At 49.2% G+C, this 19,151-nt stretch carries 13 protein-coding genes; 8 read left to right on the top strand and 5 right to left on the bottom strand.

Features of this window, described 5'->3' with window-relative positions; translation table 11 throughout:
* Positions 1-55: 55 nt before the first annotated feature.
* From ACKKE8_RS30585 to ACKKE8_RS30565, 5 genes are all read right to left on the bottom strand, one after another.
* The gene (locus tag ACKKE8_RS30585) at positions 56-673 is read right to left on the bottom strand and encodes a class D sortase (protein ID WP_409176299.1); all 618 of its coding nucleotides are present in this window, start codon (positions 671-673) and stop codon (positions 56-58) included.
* 413 nt (positions 674-1,086) lie between these two features.
* Positions 1,087-1,719 (bottom strand): LysE family translocator, encoded by a 633-nt coding sequence (locus ACKKE8_RS30580; RefSeq protein WP_409176298.1) that lies wholly within the window; start codon positions 1,717-1,719, stop codon positions 1,087-1,089.
* 151 nt (positions 1,720-1,870) lie between these two features.
* On the bottom strand, positions 1,871-3,634 hold the full coding sequence (locus ACKKE8_RS30575; RefSeq protein WP_409176297.1) for an SH3 domain-containing protein: 1,764 nt from the start codon (positions 3,632-3,634) through the stop codon (positions 1,871-1,873).
* Between the two features lie 14 nt (positions 3,635-3,648).
* Positions 3,649-4,584: a hypothetical protein gene (locus tag ACKKE8_RS30570; protein ID WP_409176296.1), complete on the bottom strand. Its 936-nt coding sequence runs from the start codon at positions 4,582-4,584 to the stop codon at positions 3,649-3,651.
* Complete coding sequence (locus ACKKE8_RS30565) at positions 4,581-4,730, bottom strand: hypothetical protein (protein WP_007724683.1); 150 nt, start codon at positions 4,728-4,730, stop codon at positions 4,581-4,583. The genes ACKKE8_RS30570 and ACKKE8_RS30565 overlap by 4 nt, the downstream gene beginning before the upstream one ends.
* A 197-nt stretch (positions 4,731-4,927) precedes the next feature.
* Between ACKKE8_RS30565 and ACKKE8_RS30560 the strand changes: the two genes are divergently transcribed.
* The 8 genes from ACKKE8_RS30560 (at position 4,928) to ACKKE8_RS30525 (ending at position 19,144) form a co-directional block, all read left to right on the top strand.
* Complete coding sequence (locus ACKKE8_RS30560; protein ID WP_409176295.1) at positions 4,928-6,721, top strand: vWA domain-containing protein; 1,794 nt, start codon at positions 4,928-4,930, stop codon at positions 6,719-6,721.
* Positions 6,722-6,734: 13 nt separating this feature from the next.
* A complete protein-coding gene (locus ACKKE8_RS30555; RefSeq protein ID WP_409176294.1) occupies positions 6,735-10,124 on the top strand; it encodes a tubulin-like doman-containing protein in 3,390 nt (1,129 codons plus the stop codon).
* Positions 10,125-10,158: 34 nt separating this feature from the next.
* Entirely contained in the window at positions 10,159-12,507 is a 2,349-nt protein-coding gene (locus ACKKE8_RS30550) for a hypothetical protein (protein ID WP_409176293.1), read from the top strand.
* Entirely contained in the window at positions 12,504-13,778 is a 1,275-nt protein-coding gene (locus ACKKE8_RS30545; protein ID WP_409176292.1) for a vWA domain-containing protein, read from the top strand. The genes ACKKE8_RS30550 and ACKKE8_RS30545 overlap by 4 nt, the downstream gene beginning before the upstream one ends.
* 17 nt (positions 13,779-13,795) lie before the next feature.
* On the top strand, positions 13,796-14,431 hold the full coding sequence (locus ACKKE8_RS30540; RefSeq protein WP_069849893.1) for a beta-mannanase: 636 nt from the start codon (positions 13,796-13,798) through the stop codon (positions 14,429-14,431).
* Positions 14,432-14,444: 13 nt separating this feature from the next.
* Positions 14,445-15,710, top strand: a complete 1,266-nt coding sequence (locus ACKKE8_RS30535; RefSeq protein ID WP_409176291.1) for a TRAFAC clade GTPase domain-containing protein — start codon at positions 14,445-14,447, stop codon at positions 15,708-15,710.
* Positions 15,710-18,208 (top strand): hypothetical protein, encoded by a 2,499-nt coding sequence (locus ACKKE8_RS30530; RefSeq protein ID WP_409176290.1) that lies wholly within the window; start codon positions 15,710-15,712, stop codon positions 18,206-18,208. Before ACKKE8_RS30535 ends, ACKKE8_RS30530 begins: the two co-directional genes overlap by 1 nt.
* Positions 18,209-18,409: 201 nt before the next feature.
* Positions 18,410-19,144, top strand: a complete 735-nt coding sequence (locus tag ACKKE8_RS30525) for an MBL fold metallo-hydrolase (RefSeq protein ID WP_409176289.1) — start codon at positions 18,410-18,412, stop codon at positions 19,142-19,144.
* The last annotated feature ends 7 nt before the right edge of the window (positions 19,145-19,151 follow it).

Here is a 19,151-nt window from a genome sequence, read left to right as displayed (position 1 = left end):
ATGCTCCTCCTGTACTAAATAAAAACTAGCTCATTCCGTCTTTCAGTAGGAAGTGTTAGGGCTGAGATGAAGTCGTTTGTTTCCATTCAGCTTGAACGATCAGTCTGTCCTTCGGATCTTTTGCTCCAACAGGGGTGCATGTGACCAAGGTGATCAATGGCTTCTTTTGATCCTCTAGAACTTCTACTTGTGTACGATCTACGACAAAGGCTTTCACGACAACGAATTGGTAGGTTGCCGTTTTCGTCTTGATCTCAATCTCATTGTTAGGTGCTAGTTCGTCCAAGCGATTGAATTGCTTGCCATGAGTAATCCCGCGATGGCCTGCCAGTCCAACATTGTTCACACCGAATTCCTTGTCTGGCTCGATCAGGCCAACACCTTTACTCAAGGCATGCTTGTCCGCGCCTTCAAAAATCATCATTTCCAGATCAATCTTGGGAATCCGAATCACGCCTCTGGCACCTTCCAACATAGCGAGCGGTTCTTGAATCTGAGGAGCTGGTGTGTCCTCGGATGCAGCCGTTTCTATTTGCTCGCTGACGTTGCTCAGTTGTTCGAACGCTTCGATGAGCTGTTCCTGCTTTTGTGCAGATACCGCCGTTTCCCATTGAGGATAGAAAAGGAGGAATAAGCCTGCCAGGATAAACCCAGCACTTAACAGCACTCGCACATTCTTCAACTCCCTTTTCGCACCGTTAACTCAATTCATCGTTCCCCCCCTTGTTTCGTTTTTTAGATACACTAAACTTTTTTCGGCAAGGGCATTCTTTATTGTAAAAATCATGTTAGTCGAGAACAACAGATTCACTACTGTTCCAATTGTAAAAAAATGCCTAGAGGTATCATAATCTTTCGACCTAAACAATTTCTGAACATGAAAAAAGCCAGAGGAGAAAGAATCTCCTGCCTGGCTTTTTCGGTCTTCATTCTATGGTTAATAGGCGACGCTTTTCGAAACAAATCCAACTAAGACTTTCCCGTTTGCATCGATGGTGGAGCCGTAATACCAATCTCCCCGTTCACCGACTACTTGAACAAGTGCATCTCTGGCAGCGTAGCCCCTACCTGGACTTTCTGTCACTCCTAAGGATTCGCTTTCGCCCGCAACAGATTCAACCCCATCCCGATAAAAACAATCCCCGTCAGCTTGTTGAGAATGACAGAGAACTTCTGATTATTGCGCAGTTTTTGCGTAGCGAAGGAAGCAAACAGGGCGAGGAGACTGCACCAGATGCCACCTGTAACGGTAAAAGTAAGGCCGAGAATAAGGAAAGGGAGTGGTCCAGCTTCCGTCGCGCTAACGAATTGCGGGAGGAAGGCGATGAAAAACAGGGCGACCTTTGGATTCATGACACTTGTCAGAATCGCTTGCAGATAGACCTTTTCACCCTTCAGCTTTTTGGAATCGGCTGTATCAAAAGCTGGTGATTCCTTCGTCATGAGCATGCGAATGCCTAAATAGACGAGATAGGCGACCCCCAATATTTTGACGATGTTAAAAAGCACGATGGATTGCGCCAAAATGAGCGACAAGCCGAAAGCAGCCAAGAGCGTGTGAATGAGTGAGCCTGTCAAAATGCCGAGAACGGATAGAATACCTGCCTGTTTTCCTTGCGAAATACTGCGCGTGATGATGTACATTGTGTCTGAGCCGGGTATCAGGTTCAGCATGATTGCGGTCATCAGAAATGCTTCATAATGAACGATTCCAAACATCTCTTCTCACTCCTCTTTTGTCTATAAAATAAATATAAATTATAGAATAATCTGATACCTGACGCAATGCGAAAAATGAGGAAAAGCTCCTGACGCAGATCAAGGAAGGTGTGCCATGATCGCGAGGGGAGCTCCTAATTCAGCAGACGGATTACGGTGTCGATTCGGTAGCGCGTATCCAGCCTTCTTTTCCATCAAACACAATCTGGTACCAGCCATTCAGATCGGCGATGACTTGGAAGGAACCATCTGCTACTACCTGACCGATCTTCTCATATTCTTCACCGGGACCCGCAAAAACATCGATTTTTTGAGTGGCAGGGGGAGGTTGATTCGTCGCTGCTGTTGAGCCGTCAGCAGGGGAAGTCGCTTCTCCTGACTCAGTTCCCTCGGTCGTTTCCTCGGAACTCTCCTCCAAGTCCGCCAGCTTTTCAATGTAAGCCAAGCCATTGTCCTCGAGCTTGAACAAAGCGATTTCGTTTTCACCTTTCCCTACCGCATTTTTCATGATCACGTGCTCGGAGTCTTCTGCACTGAGTTCATCCGCCTCGACCGAAAAGCGCTTATCGAGTGACTCTTTTGTCAAATTCGGAGAGAGTGCCGTGTAGGCATTAGCACGCTCCTTACCGGATGCACTCACGATAATCACAGGCTTTTCTTTACTTCCGAGCGTATCGTCGATCTTAGCCTTTGCCGATTTTATGTCCACATCGAGTGACTGATCCAGATAGAGGAGCGAGTCATTTGGCATTTTCGCTGCGAAATAAAGTCGTTGATCTGCCTCAGAGAGTCCAAATGCGTAAAGCTTTGCTCCCCAGCGATCTGTGCCGGAGAGCATCTCGGTGAACGTTCTGTCTGGATATCTCAATTGCAATAAGCGTGCTGGATCGTATTCCAACCAGAGCTTTTCCAGATCGGACAGGAGTGTAGCCGTATCCTGGAGCGGATTCAACTGTTCGTACAATTCACGCGCTTTGGTGAACTCGAATGATTTGATGTATTGTTCTGCCTGTTTGAGCTTGCCTTCCAGATAGCGGGTGATCGAATCGAGAACAGGTGAATCACTGGAGAGCACATCCTCGATTTTGCGATAGGCGGCTGCCATGTCAACGAAGGCACTTAGATCCTTCGATCGGATGACTTCCTTAATTTCAGCTAGCGCATACTTTTCCAACTGGCCCACTAACCAATCTGTCTCGATACCCACTTTTTCGTAATGGCGTATGCTTGTAGCGGTTTTGGTGATGACTTCTTCAAAAGGAGCCGAAGCAATCAGCGCCCGCAGCTTCGTCTTTTCATAGTCCTGGAACAAGGCCGTAAGCTCAGCCTGCTTCTTCTCTTTGCCGCCGTAGTATTCATCTGGAATGGCAAGGAGTGTTTCAATGAAAGATTCGTCCTGATAGTTTTCCTTTTCGAGATTCGATTGTGCCTGAGCCTTCGCTGTTTGCAAGGCCTTCAAGTAATAATCGGAAAAGCTCTTATCCAGACCCAAATGAGCGGACAATTGCTGGAAAAACATCGTCGGTACGTCCTTTTGATTCTGGTATTTCTGTTTGACTGCTTGGTAGTGTTCATAGACTGCACCGATTTCTGCGACCTTCTTTTCCGAGATGGCAGAGCGCGAGTGCTGGTGAAGTCCTTCCAGTTCAGTACGGATGGAAGTCAGGTGGAACATGATGGAATTCCATTCGTCATCCCCGTACGAAAGGACAGCCATATCATGCGCACGAGAAAAGGTTTCCTCGGCTTGCAGCAGGTTCTTTTGTTCATAAAACGCCTTTGCCTGTTTATACAACGTAATCTGCTTGTATCCGAATCCGAGCTTGAACAGAACGGCGATCAAACCCAAGGCAAAGAGTCCGAGAAAAATATTACGGACCCAGAGGGACCTATGATAGGGAGAGATAGGCAACATAAAAGGCTCCTCCTTCACAGTAAGCCTTTGAAATCCGGGTCAAACGCGTAATGCGTATCCACCCTGTTTTTGGTAGAATAATATAGTTGTTCCCAACCTTCATCCTTATGGGTTTGTACCATTTTTGCCAATCGCAGAAGGCGCTCGCGGGGCAAAAAATCGATAAATTCGATAATCAGATCCTGATACTCTTCTACATAAGACTTCATGCGGAGCGCCGCACCTGCCACTTGACCGATGAGCTGATCCCCATTTTCTAGCAACAATATTTGATTTTTATAACGTCTGACATAATTGAGAACAGATTTTTTGACGAGCGAAGGCTGGACCTTGATGACTTCGCGGACATACTCCATGAAGTCCTTGTCGTACATAGACGGAATGAGCGTTTCGAGCTCCAGCTCCATGTCTTTGCGCAGGACGTAATGATTGAGGAACATGATCTTGCGTATCTTGATCGTATCGGAATCGATGAAATGCCCGATCTCTCTCGTTTTTTCATAAGCTTCCTTGAGATGTCCCTCTTTGACGTCGTTGCCCACTTCCTCCAAATGACGGAGGAGTGACTTCTTGAGCGTATCCAGTTCCTTCGTTAAAAAGTGTTGAAATTGTACGTCTCTTTCATAGGTGCCGTATTTTTTCTGCATCACGAAGAAAAGGACGAACAACACACAGCCAATACCTCCTGCAAGAGCTAATTGCAAAAGGGTCTCCGCAGAAAGGACAGCAAGACAGACGAACAAGCCCAAGAGCAAAAAGCGCGTCTGTACATAGCGGCGCGTCACAGCGTGGGAAACCTGGCGGATCGGTGTGTAGGCTCTCCCGCAGGTCTCACAATGTGTCTCCCACAGGACATGGTATGTATGGCATCGCGTGCACGCTTGTATTCTTTCGTACGTATGAGTAGTTTTACGGGTTTTGCGAAAATGGACGCCGATTCGTTTTCTCATGGTGAATCCCTCTTCTCATTCAGTAAGGCATGAAGATGCTGATCGATTTCGGCGTTGGAGAGATTGCGCCGTTTTAGTCGCAGCAGCTTGAGGAATCGGACCGCTAGCAGCAAAAAAGCCGCAAACAACAGAAAGTAAGTTAACATAAAATTTCTCCTAACGAAGTTGTCGAAATCTGTAACAAAGAATCATGTCGTATCGTATTACGAGTAAGGGGCAATCATTCTAGTACTTTTTTATCATCTGTCTTCTATATCTTGAATCTAGTGGTAATAGTGTCATAGTCTTACTTTCTTTGCAACACTTCACAAATTCTTTGTAACGAACCAGAAAAGGAGCACTCATGAAAATAATACGATTCCGAATGTTATGTCGATACGTAGTATGTCTTGCCCTGCTCTTGGTCAGTGTCCTCTCCGCCACTCACGCAGGCTTTGCGCAAACGAGCGGAAACAATATGGACGCTGTCCTGGTCGTGGACGTCAGCAACTCCATGACCCAAAGCGATAAGAACAAAGTCAGCAACGAAGCGATGAAAATGTTTGTCGACATGACGTCGATCCAAGCGAACAAGGTCGGTGTCGTCGCCTATACCGACAAGATCGAACGGGAAAAGGCACTGCTCGAGATCAATTCCGAAGAAGATAAGAACGATATCAAAGCCTTCATCGACAGCCTGCAAAAAGGAGCCTACACCGATATCGCAGTAGGGCTAACGGAAGCAGTGAAAATCCTTGATGCGGGACGCAATCCAAACAATGCGCCGATCATCGTGCTGCTGGCAGACGGAAACAACTATTTGAACAAGGCATCAAGCCGTACCCAAGCACAGTCTGATCAAGAGCTACAGCAAGCAGTGAAAGAGGCCAAAGACAAAGGCTATCCGATTTACACGATTGGCTTGAACGCAGACGGTCAGCTTAACCGCACGACCCTGCAACAAATTGCTGCGGATACAAATGGTAAATTTTTTGAAACAAGCACAGCGGACAAGCTCCCGCAAATCTTGAGCGAAATCTTTGCGAATCACCTGAAGCTGAAGGTTGTCCCGGTGAAAAGCTTCGTCGCAAACGGTCAAGCTCAGGAGATTCCGCTCCCCATCCCGAATGGCAGCGTCATGGAAGCCAACATCTCGATCATGTCGCAAAAAGCAGTGGAAGTGAAGCTGTATGACCCAGCAGGCAAGGAAGTACAAATCCCTTCCAACCAGGTCAGACTGTCGAAGTCCAATGCGTACACGATGATCAAGCTGGTCAAGCCACAGCAGGGCGATTGGAAGCTACAGGTAAAAGGTGCCCCGAAGGAAAAAATCGATATTAACCTCATCTTTAACTACGATCTGCAATTGGAGATGGAGCCAGTAACAGCCAAGAGCTTCAAGGCTGGTGATGTCGTACCGATCAAGGCTGCACTTGTTTCAAACGGACAAAAGGTAGCGAGTCCTGATCTATACAAGCAGATGAAGGCGACACTGATCGTCAATGACAAGACGGATAATAAGACAAACGAGGTCGTCCTTAACAACACAGGCAGCGGGTTCGAAGGCAGCTTTACAATCCCGGCTGACCATACGTACGAGATAAAAATCAAGGCAGAAGATACCAGCTTTTATCGGGAGACAAAACCACTCCTTGTAGATGCTGGGAAAACGGCAGGTTCTGGAGCGAACAAGTCGAACACAACCACTGATCCTGCGGCAGAATCGAAACCATTTCCATGGATGACCGTAGTAGGAGGTAGCGTGGTTCTCATCCTGTTGATCGGTGCAGGCTTGTACGCACTGTCGATCTATCGCAAGGCGAACAAGGGCTTCTTGGGCCAAATCGCCATCGAGATCGTGGATGAGGATACAGGCGAAAAGTCCAATCCGCAGTACAAGAAACTGAACGCATTCAAAGGAAAAGTGAAGCTGCACCAACTCTTGCAGCTCGCCCCTGAGTTTGCGGAGACAGAGAAAGTCATCTTTTTACCAGGGAAAAACGATACGCTGATCATCGAAAACCGTTCGAGCTGCCGAATCGAAAAGGCCGGACGTGTACTCGATGCGAGCAAAGGCAAAGAGCTGAAGAAAAACGATCGCATCAAAATTTCGTTAACGAATGTAAACAAGTCCTTATATGTAGATTACATCGTCTAGGAGTGAGTCAATTATGAAAGCAGTTGTGAGAGAACACATTCAACAATTGGACGTATCCCTCGGCGGAGGAATCGTCAGTGACAAGATTCGCGTAGATACAATCGATAACCCGATGCTCGTCATCGGTCTTGGCGGTACAGGAATTGACGCGCTTTTGCGCCTGAAATACCAAGTGAACAGACGCTTCAAGCTGCCGGTAGACCAGCTTTCCAAGAAGCGCAAGGAAAAGCCGGACAATATTGAATTCATCGCGTTTGAAACGAATGAGCATGACCGCAACAAAAAGTACAAGGGAATCGGACTCGATCCAGTGACGGAGTTCGTACTCCTGTCCAATCCTGAGATCGGCGGTGTGTTGCAGAATCGCAGCATTCTGGAGCCGTACATCACCGACTGGCTCTCACCAGAGCTGACGATTACGGACGGCATCAGCGGAGCATCGGGGGTACGCCAGGCAGGGCGACTTCTTCTGTTTACGAAAATTACGCAAGTCGTTCAAACGATTGAGAAAAAGATCAAGATGCTGTGCGAGGGCACGAACAAAAAGCTGACTGTATTCCTTTTGAGCGGTTTGTCCGGGGGAACGGGGAGCGGTTGCTTCCTCGACATCGCCTATATCGTACGAGGCATTTTGGAGCGCGACTTCGGCAGTGCGGGGGTAGACAAGGTGAATACGCTGGGCTACCTGTTCACGCCTGACGTCAACCTGTCGAACAAGAGTCTCAGCTCGCACACACGCGACTACATCATGAAAAACGGTTACGCGGCACTAAAAGAGCTGGACTACTGGATGAATGCGGATGAGCGCAATGAGCGTTTCCGCCAACAATACGGCAATGTGCTCACCGTACAGTCGCCAATGCCGCCATTCAACCTGTGTCATTTGATTTCTGCGACCAATCTGGAAGGCAAAGCATTGGAAAATGCCTACGATTACTGCATGAACGTAACAGCGGAGAACATCACGAACTTCATGGCGAGCGAAGAAAAGCGCTCGGGTGAAGAGTTTGCGATCCACGACTATATCAGCAACATTCGTACGAACATCAACCAGATGCCAAAAGCGTACGCAGCGAACTACCAATACAACGTCATCGGTGCTTCCTCTGCTGTCTTGCCGATCGAAGAGATGACAACCTACTTGGCCTATCGCTTGTTTAAAAAGATGGAAAAAATGTTCACGGTAGCACCAACGCAAGAAGATGCGGAGAAATTCGCCCGCAAGCTCGGAATCGACATCGACTCGATTTCCCGCAAGTTCGAGGAGCGCGTTCCTGAACCGTTGCCAGGCTATGAAAACAGCGAGCGTCTGAACTACAGCAACGTGATCACCCAGCAAGTCGTGAGCATCGACCATGAGCTGGAGCAAGGCTATCTCGCCAAAGCGCGCGAAGCGTACATCAAATGCAAGAAGCAAACACCAGGCGACATGATCTCCATTTTCGGCGAAATGATTACGCGCGTGTTCCTGCACCCGCAGCAAGGACCGTTCTACGCGTCCCGTCTGATTCATTCGGACAAAGGCTACTGCCTGATGAAGATGATTCTCTCCTACATCGAGAGCCTCAAGGCGAATCTGGAGAGCTTCCCGCGTGAGATTGAGGGTGCGCGCGAAAATGCGAATGAAAAGCTGGGCGATGCCCGCAGTGCTTTCATCTCCAAGGAGAAGAAGAAAAACAGCTACATCGAAGCGAAGATCAACGAATACCAGCTCCTGGCTGATCAAGAAAAGCTGGAACAAATGATCGAATTCTACGAAGAGCTGCACCGTTTGTTGAATGCAGAAAACAACCGCATTTATAGCGTATTTACTGAGATTTTGAACGCACTCAACCAAATTTTCGAGCAAAACGGCGATATCCTGATCAACGGCGGCGAAGAAAGCGACCGTACTGGCAACAAGACATACTACTGGAACATCGTCAGTGTGCCGGATATCTCCAAAGTAGTCAGCAACATCCTGGAACAAAAAGATGCGGATGACCTGATCCGCGATTTCACCAGCGAGCTGCTGCGACACTCTGATCAGTGGGTCAAAGAGCAGGAGCTGGATATCGTCAGCTCGATTTCCGAATTCCTTTCGGAGAAGTTCGGTGAGCTGATCACCAAGTCAATGGAAGAATTCCTCGTGATCAAATACGGTCAGGACGAGACACTCGATCGCATCGTAGAGCGCAAGATTGCAAGCAAGCTGGATGAGGAGGCAATTCCGGTCTTCCATCTGAGCAACAATCTAGGCAATATGCACTTCCCTTCCTGGGGCTTTGTATCCGTGCCGCTGAAAGCACCATCGATCTTGAAGGGGATCAAAAACTATCAAGATACCGCAATTAGCGGATCACGCTTTACCGTCAAAGAAAGCGAAGTCAAAAACCGCATCTTCTGGCTGAATACGAAAAACGGTGTTCCGCTGTTTGCTTACACACCGCTGAAGGTCTACGAGGAAAGCTACGAACGTACCATTCTGGATAGAGAGGGTATCGGACGCCACCTCGTTCAAACCGAAAAGAACAACTGGGCGTACCTCCCATCGCCGATTCCAGAAAAATCGTGGGGAGATACGTACCAAAACGGACGGATCAAGGCGTACAACGCCAAAGTACGCGAACTGTTTGAGCGTGCGATGCGCTACGGAGCCGTCCGTGAAAAAGGCAGCGACAGCCAGACCAGCAACCGCTATGAATCCATCGTGACGAAGCCGTTCTCGCTGGCCGCTTTCTTGGCGAAGCATCAAGCACAAGGAGACGCGACCAAGCTGAGCCCTGGCGAGATCAAGCGTGCATTGGTTGAGCTCAAAGGCTTCATGAAAGATGGCCTGGAGCAAGAATTTACGCGTGATGTGTTCGGCAGTATCAATGAAGAGATGGCAAAAGAAAACCTGATTCGCTATCCAGAGCAGATTCGCCTGATCGAACAAGAAGTGCGCAAATACGAAGAAATCGAGGCCAAAATCCAGGAGCTTGAGCAGATCGTAGGTGCCATCAAGGACGAAGAAGAGCTGGTGACCCGATTCATCGAAGCACTTTACACAGGCACCATCTGCAAACGCGGTGCGCTCTACGTCTACGACAAAGATGAGGAAGAAGATGCGTGGGAGCCATTCATCAACCTGATGAAGGTCAACAAGCACGTCGAATTCGCTATCTATGAAAAATACCGCGCATTGGATCACAAGAGCATGGCAACCATCCAGCGCAAGGCTGCAAAACGCAGTGACGCGATGACCTCCGCAGAGGATACGCAACAACTGTTGGTAAAACTCGATGAGATTGCGGCGACCTTCCAAGAAACGAAAAACGATCTGGAATACGACCGCGACGAATACGTAAACGGTGAGGAGCTGTTCCAGTTCTACAAAAAGGTTTGGTCAAAAGTAAACGATATGCGCAAGACGCTGCAATAAACAATCAGGATCGTTTGATAACCGAGGAGGAAGCATGAGGGATTTGATTGGAGAGTTCGCGACCCAATACGTTACGGAATTGGAAAGACAACTGGATAGCGGAAACGGACAGCGAAGCATTCAAAACCCCGTACTCTTCCTTTTTCTCGGGGATAAGAGCGTAGAGGCACTGCAAGCTGTTCGTGCTCACAACGAGCGCAATTGGCAAAATGGTCACGGTGTTCTTTATGTCCATGCGTATCAGGACAAAACGTGGGAGCATCCGCAAGTAATTGGTTGCCGCTTGCCGCAGGCAGATACCGACAAGAAAAAGATGCGTACATCGATTCACGAGCGTTTTTTACTCGATGAAGCGGTCACCATGGAATTGAACAAGGTGATGAAGCTGGCAAGCGTGCGGGTAGCGGAAATGGGCAAGTTGTTCACTGCTTTTCAGCAAGTCAATATTGCCGTCGTGGCAAGGGCGGATGACCCTGCCACGATCCTTTTGCCAGAGCTGACGCTGCTTCTCAAGGGCTACCTCAACGAGCTGTTTAAAAACGTATCCGTCGACCTGTATGTCCTGCTTCAGGAAAAGAACAACGGGGAAGCATTCGGGTTCTCGACAGCGCTCTCGGTCAGCTTTTTGGAAGAGGTCAATCGCTATCAGCGGAGCGACTACAGCTATCGAGCGAATCTCTTGGTAACGGAGGATCTCGTAAAACTGCCTGTGGAGCATGTGAACACACCGTTATTTTCACTGGCGTACCTATTGAGTGACAAGACAGAGCATGGCTTGTTTATCGAAGGCGGCATGCAGGAAAATTACGAGCTGATCAGCAAGCTGGTGCTTTTGAACAACAAAAAGGTAGAGTCAGAGTTCCATGAAAGCAATGAGGGCTATAACAAGCTGCAGTTTATGCGTAGCATCACAGTTGATCATGGGCAGACCAAGTTTGCGTCGGCTGGTCTATCCAAGATAAAGCGACCGACTCATGCAATTGCGCTGACGGTGCTATCCGCCGTATTTGACCGCTATTGGGAGCGACTTCAGGACGGCGAGGTGTTGCCGAAAACAAAAGCGAGAGAGAAGCTCGGATTGACGGCGCATGATTTGCAGCGAAAACTGGCTGGCATCCTCCCTGAGGATCACATCCTGGAGGAAATGACGGGGCTCATGACCTCTGGCATCAGCTACAGCGAGCTTTGCAGTATGAATATGCGTGAAGCGGAGCTGGCTTTGTTTGACGGTAGCAGCCAAGCCTTTTTTGAGGCGAATGTCGTTTCCGGGGCGCGTAAACGTCTGGAGCACATGCTGTCTCAGGAGTCTTTGGCTGATTTGATTCAGAAAGGAATTATCGAGGATGAACGGCTTGGGCTGTATGCGGCTTACTATCTCACAGCCGAACACGCCAATGGAGCAAACCTGCTGGATGAGCTGCGCACAGGAATTCGCGAGACATCTCGACAGGTTGAACAGATTAAAGCCGAGCTTGTCGATCTCTACCAAGAGCGAGTGGAGCGGCAGGACATTCGCGTAGGAGGGTTTTTCACACGGGATAAGGAGCGTGTGCGGACCTTTATTCGCCATTTGCTGGACGCTGTTTATGGCAAAAAGCTGGAGCTGCTGGATTGGGAGATGATGCTCTCAATCCTTGTGAGCTATGAGAAACAGGCAGAGCAGATTCACCGGCAGTTAGGTGAGCAAGTCGAGCAGCTGGAAGCCTTGCATAAGCAACTACGAGAAATCGCCCAGACGAGTGTTCGAGAAGCGACTGACTACTTGGGCAAAAACGTGGACGAATATTACGAATCGGTGGTCCATGAAACGATCCGGTCATTAGAAGCTTCACGCGGCAGTGATTTTTACATGGAACAACGGTATATTGGCAGCGGCGCTTTGCTCAGCGGGAATCGACTCGCCGGACTCGTGGAGAGGCTGTGTCAATTTTGCCGGAACGAGATTCTCACCCGTGCGCCATTTGCTTTATCTTTTGAGGCGGAGCTGCTTGCGCGTGCCAACGTCGGGGCTGCTTACGATAACCGCACCGTGCTGACGAAGGAGGATTTGTTCCTCGATCTGGCATTGGTGCTGGAAGAGCGCGCAGCGGTTCACATCGAAGTGTTCCATTTCTTGCAAAAGCATCGTTATGAGGAGAAGTATTTGTTTGCCGATATTCACAACGACTTTGTCCAGTATGCGCTGCACAAGGATGAGAGCACACGAACCTACAAGCTGGGCTGCATCCACGAGGAACAAAAAAGCGGGATAGAAAAAATGAACCTGATGGGTGGATTCGGCATGGAAGAGTTGATGTTTTACCGCAATAACAAGAAATACCATGCTTCCTATGAGGACAGCGGGTTTGTCTTTCGCCGCGTGGGAGGAGATGAGTCATCATGAGTCAGAGAAGGGTAAGCTTACTCATGCTAGTTTGTAGTCTGGTAGGTGGCGTGATCGGATTTTTGGTCGGGGAAGTCATGCTCGGCAAGCTGTCCGGAGAAATACCGCAATGGTTGTTAATGGGACTTTATTTTGGTCAATATGCCTTTTTCGTAGGACTGATGTGCCTCATTGCGGAAATGATCTCGCCACGACTGAATGGAGTCGGTTGGAAGCAGCGCTATCTGGGCTTTTCCTGGAAAATGCTCGTGCCCAGCACGTTTTTGATGGTGGGCGTAGTGGCGTTGCTGCTTCAGCTGCTGTACGGGTCATCATTTCAACAGGCCAGTGGGGCCAACAATATTGTGATGGTTCTGGATACGTCAGGCAGTATGCAGTCGTCTGACCCGGATAACCAATTGTTCAAAGCAGCAGCCGACATGGTGCAGCGTATGGACAGTGACATGAACATAGCAGTGGTTACGTTTCACGATCAAACGAATGTGCTGCAACCCCTCACCGAGCTGAGTAGCCAGTCCGCGAAGGATGAGGTTGTAAAGAAGCTGCTCCAATATCCGCGAACGGATGGAGGCACCCGGATCGACCTGGCTCTGCAAGCGGGGCTGGACCAGATGCAGGCCGATCAAATGGCAAACAGTACGGTCGTGCTGATGTCAGACGGCTATAGTGATCTGGATGTCCCTGCCGCACTTGCACCGTACAAGCAAAACCAAGTGATTGTCCATACGGTAGGCATGAGCCAAATCGATGCAGACGGAACGGCGCTGCTGCAAAAGATCGCTGCTGAGACTGGCGGTAGCTACTTCAATGTTGAACACGCTGACCAAATGTCAGGAATCTTTGGTCAGATTTACGATATGAGCCGAACAGACCGCAATATCGTTTCCGAGCGGACAGGAGCGACAGAAGAAAGCATGTTTTACGCGATTACCCGTGTGGTCAGTGTTCTGATCATCGGTGCTTTGCTCGGCTTGGCGCTGGGTCTGATTTTTGACAATCGCCATCTGGCCAAGAGCTTCACGATTGGCGGGGCGGTATCAGGACTGTTAGCCGGACTCGTTTTGGAAATGGGTCTGTCGTCGATCGACTTGCTCGATATGGTGGTACGTTTGCTGGCGTGTTCCTTGCTCGCCGTCATCCTGACATTGTTCACTCTCTTTGTGCCAACATCTACGAGTGGCGGATCGTCTTTTGCAAAGCGCAGACTGAACAACAGACAAAACCCTCGTGCGTTGGACGCCGGGAGCCAAAGCAGCAAGCGGTTTGAGTAAAGGGAGCATGATGAATCATGATTAATCGGGAGGAAACAACAGAAACCTTCATCAAGGACGTCACCTGCCAGTATCAAGGGAGCGAATACGTGCTCAATTGGCATTGGGCGCAGGATATTCCCTGCGTGTACGTGCACAAGTCGCAGTTTGGCGCCCCTTTTGACGTAAACGAGCTGGATGATCGTCAGTTCAAGCTGTATACCCGAGAGGAATACAAAGTCCACAAAGGGCTGCGGGAAAAAACAGACGGCATCGGCCGGTACACATACCGCATCTTTCCTTGCCGATTGGAAAATGGCAAGCCGATTCTGCTCATGCCAGACGGGGATGCCCATGTGATCCATGTCAGCACAGGAAAGGCCAAAATCTACTACTCGTTCAAACGGGGCGGAAGCTGGTTTAGCAAGCATCAATCGTTGCAGATTCGCATTTTTTCAGAGATTCCGATCGCGCGGGACGTACTCTGCTACGTAAAAAAAGAAGGCTCTCCTCCCGCCCACAAGGATGATGGTACCCGATACAATTTCATTCGTGATCTCGAGCCCGGTGTCAATCTGATGCCGGAGATCGAGGTCAGGAAAAAAGACGTCGTCCGCCTGTTTTTTACGGACGGGAAAAAATACGGAGAAATGTACGAACTGATTCCTGAATAGGAGGGGATGCGCCATGCTGTCGTTTTTGAAAAACATGTTTGAAAAGAAGCCGCTGGTCAAGGAACGGCTTCCTTTTTACGATATTGTCTGCCCGTACTGCTTCGCCAAATACGGACCGGACCAAGTTGTCTTCCGTGCCACACATCATCGCCAGGACGACGAAGACTACGCGTTGCAGGAGGATGAGATTCTCAATGCGTATCGGGATAAATTCGGACTGGATGCCATCGACGAGCTGGAGGCGGTGATCGATCCTGAATCCATCCCGGAGGAAAACTATTTGTACGTCGATAACGTCCTCGCAGGTGTGACCGACCGATATGGTGTGGTTTCCAAACGCAGATTATGCCCGAAATGCCACAACGAGCTGCCGATTACAGCGGGTAAAGCGCCGAGCAACATTATTTCGATTGTCGGGGCGTCCCAGGTCGGTAAGTCCGTTTACATGACCTCATTGATTCATACCTTGCAGAACACCACAGCGAATCACTTCAATGCAGCGTGTATGCCGCTCAATGCGCAGATTAGCCGCAAGTTCCGGGAGAACTACGAGGCACCGTTGTTTGAACGCGGACAGTTGCTTGATTCCACGCAAAAAGAAAAGCGTCAGGAGCCGTTCATCTTCCAGTTCATTTTCAAGGATAGCGACAAGGCACCGTTGATCCTGGTGTTTTTTGACGTAGCGGGCGAGGGAATGGTCGACCGCGAGTATTTGGAGCTGTATGCGGCGCATGTGAAAAACTCGTCTGGCATATTGTTCCTGATCGATCCGCTGCAAATCAAGACGATTCGCGATCGGGTCATGCTGCAAGCAGGGGATGAGCCAGGGGAATTCACGGCAAGGTACGACGAGCCGCGTGAGGTCGTTATTACGCTGTTCGAGAACTTTATCGGCTATCAGGAGCAGAGCAAGACACATATTCCGACTGCTGTCGTGTTGACGAAGAGCGACATGCTGCATCTGATCAAGGAAGAAGACGGTGAATACATCAAGTCGAACAGCAATGTTTTCCGCAATTTCGTCCATGAACAATATTTAAATACGACTGAATTCGAAAACATCGATGGTGAAATCCGCCGATTCATCGAAAAGGTGGACAGACCGTTTAAAGACGCGTTGGATGTTTACTTTACGAATACGGCCTATTTCGCTGTATCTGCGCTGGGGAGCAATCCAGTCAATCAAAGGGTGAGCGGTGTCGTGACGCCGATTCGCGTCGATGAACCGTTTATTTGGCTGATGCACCAGCTTGATTACATCGAGGGGAGGGAGCGGTAGTGAGCAACCGTCAGCCCATTTTGCAGCAGTACTACACCCGCGGGCGACAAGGGGTTTTCCGTTCGAACGAAGGATACGATACTGTCGCCAAAACGCCAGGGCTGGATAACCAATTCATCAAGAAGACGCTCCATCCTTTTTGCGTGTACGACGCGCCGAGACAGCTTCAAGAGCGGGCGGAAAGCAATCTGGCGCTCTTCCCCGAGGCGCTTGTCAGCTTCCAGGCCGAATCAGGTGAGATGGTTCTCGGTAGAAGTGTATTTGTCGGAGCGGACTTTACCGGGCAGCGCAATACGTTTTTCAGCCACAACTATATCATTCCGGTAGAGCGCCGGGATGAGTTTATCAAGAACCCTGGCAAGATTTTCGGAGTGCGTATTTTTGCAGATCGCCACGACGATGCAGCGGGCAAGGAGCTTCCTGCCGTCGATGACATCCCTTCAGAAAAAGGCTTGTCGCAAGATCGAAAACAGCTGCTTGGGCAATTGGGCGTCGATGAGCGTTTATTCAAACAGCTCCTCTTTGCCGTGATGTCCTCGCTCGCAGCGAAAAAGAAGGTGTTCATCAGCCTGGATGTGGATATTAGTGCCTCATCCAAGAGTGCTGCTCAATTGTTGGAGATTTTGTACAGTTGTCTGCCTTATGAGATGCGCAGACATTTTGGTTTTCTCACTTTTAGCAACGAGCCACAGAGCAAGAAGCATATCCACGTCACGTTCGTGGAAAAAGGAAGCATACGCCCAGGCGGGGGGCACAGTGACAAAGACTTTTTGTTCGACTTCTCCCTTGGTCGCGTTCAGAACGTCGATTTGCAGGACGGAGGACACGAATACCTCGACTTTGCTTGGGAGTATGTGAATGAGCTACGGAGTCTGGATGCGTTCCACGAATTTTGTGAGGAAGTGCTGGCTGGAGCAGACCATGCACTAGCCTTGAACATTCGTACGTACTATGAGCTGTGCGCACTGTATTTGATTGAAAAGGGACGAACGTCCGTGTATGAGAGCAAGCGGGCGGGTGTTTGGCAGGCGCTGAACAGCTATTTAGGGCACAGCAGCTTGACCCGCAAGAAACGGCTGATCGAGCTTCAGGAAATGCTAATGCGGATCGAGGTAGAGGCGCTTTCGTCCAAACAGCTGCCTGACGGAGAGACGATCAAGCAAATGATTGAATCCTACCGTGTCACCAGGCAGGAACGCCTGCAAATGGATTTGATCCGCTTCCTGATGGATGTGTTGATGAAGGCCAAGACCTCGAGACAAAGCAGCTACGTGGCAGAGGTGTACAAGCATTTGTCCAGCAACCGGGAACTGTTTGGCTTCATGATGCGGACGATTTTCGGCTATCCACAGTTGGTGAAGCCGCTCTTTGAGGACTATATGACCGAGCGGGTAGCCGCCGTGACCAGTTTGGACCAGATGCTAAAGGAAATCCGGTTTTGGACAGAAACAGAACCGCAAGCTATGCGTAATGCTGTCTTTATTACAACCACGACGGAAAAAGTTTTACGTCTATTTGCGCGTGAACGTCAAAAGCTCGCTGCCGCCATTACCATCCACCAGTTCTTTGAAAGCATCGATGGGGCACGCAGCTATGCCGATGAGCTGTTGGATGAGCTGGACAAGTCCTTGATGAAGCTCGTCGCGCTAGACACGCTATCCAAGGATGATTTCCAAGTTCTCATCGCCCTCTTGGAGGAGAAGCCACAGAGCTTTTTCGGAACGCTGGATATGGAGAGTCGCCACAAGCAAGAAATGCTCATGAATCTGGCGAAGCTGCATGAAGAGAGAAGCACGCCACACCCGGCAGAGTTTTTCCGAAAATGGGATCGGGAAGCGATTTCCGTGCAGCAAAGAATGATCCAGAATATGTTGAGTAAACCGCTCCATGCTGACGAGTTCCCACAAGTGCCGCTGGTCTTTTACCGGGAAGATCATTTTGGTCAGGAAGGCTTCCATTTTGCAGAATTGCTGGAGTATATTCAGCAAAATGGTGGAGAAGCCGTTACATTGTCCTTTATCCAATGGACGATGAGCCAGCGGATGTTTTTTGAAGGAAAGTATTTGCTGCCTGCATACAGACAAGCATTGAAGGCCTTCTTTCTTGAGGAGAAAGGCAGGAGATTGCGGGATAAAGAATGGCGAAAACGGTGGTATGCGATCCGGAATGCTGATTTCCGCAAGCTTTTGGACGAGGTGCGCAGCGAAACAGCCAATCCGCTCGTGAAGCTGTTTCGGCACAAAGCTACGGTGATATCCAGCGCAGTTGTCTTGCTAGGTGCCGGAGCGTGGGGAGGCTATATGGTTTGGGGAGGTACGAGTACGCACGTACAGCCACCTGAAACACAGCCTGAACCAATCCGCCCACCGGCTGTGTTCGTGCCGGTTTATCGGTTGATGGTGGACGAGCCTGACATCCAACCTGTCCGTGGCGTTCTTGGGGAGCGAAGCCAAGATGCATCAACGGGTGGGCAGCCTGTTCAGACAACGACACCTTAAGTTAATAAAACGCCAACGCGGTCTGCTATGGTAGGAGCGACCGCGTATTTCGGGGGTCTTTGTTGTACAAAAAGATGTCTTGAAAATATATTGACAAATATTTTTATTTGTGATATAATAAAATATTTTTCTGTTGAAATAACTCCTCGCTCCGTGATAAAAAAGTAGTTGTACGATGAAATGGTGTGAGGAGGAATAGGTATGAAAGCTAACACAGGTGTGAAAATGATTCCGTTACAAGGAGAGGCATTTGGCAAGCCGATGGTGATCTATCCCACCTTGCTTTGGGATGATGACCGAGCGGTATTGGTAGATACAGGAATGCCTGGTTCATGGGAGACCATTCGTCAGGAGATGAGCCGTGCTGGCATACCACCTGAGCGTTTACAGGCAATCATTTTGACACATCAGGACCTTGATCATATCGGCAGTCTTCCAGAAATCGTTCGTGAGCTTGGCGGACAGGTTGAAATATACGCGCATGAGCTAGATCAGCCGTATATTGAAGGCACACTCCCTCTCCTCAAAGCAAACCCCAAAAGCATGGCCCCTTTACTTGCGATGTTGCCTGAAAAGGAACGCGAGCACTTGCAATGGCTTTGTGAAAATCCGCCAAAGGCAATGGTGCACAAGACTCTGGCAGACGCAGAGATTCTGCCGTATTGTGGGGGAATTCGCATCATTCATACCCCTGGACATACGCCGGGGCATATCAGCCTTTATATACAAGATAGCAAGACCTTGATAGCAGGCGATGCTATGGTGTACATGAACAAAGCACTGCGAGGACCGATTCCCCAAAATACTCTCGATATGGAAATGGCAGTAAACTCATTAAAAAAATTCGAGAACTTGGAAATTAATAGTATTATTTGTTATCATGGAGGCATGTGCCAAAACAACGTGCAAGAGGAGCTTCACGCTCTGATACGGTGAAGTAGTT

Source organism: Brevibacillus fortis (genome assembly GCF_046196545.1).
In the GTDB taxonomy this organism is placed as follows: Bacteria; Bacillota; Bacilli; order Brevibacillales; family Brevibacillaceae; genus Brevibacillus; species Brevibacillus fortis_A.
Note: the sequence above shows the minus strand (reverse complement) of the source record. Positions and strands in the feature narration are given on the sequence as shown.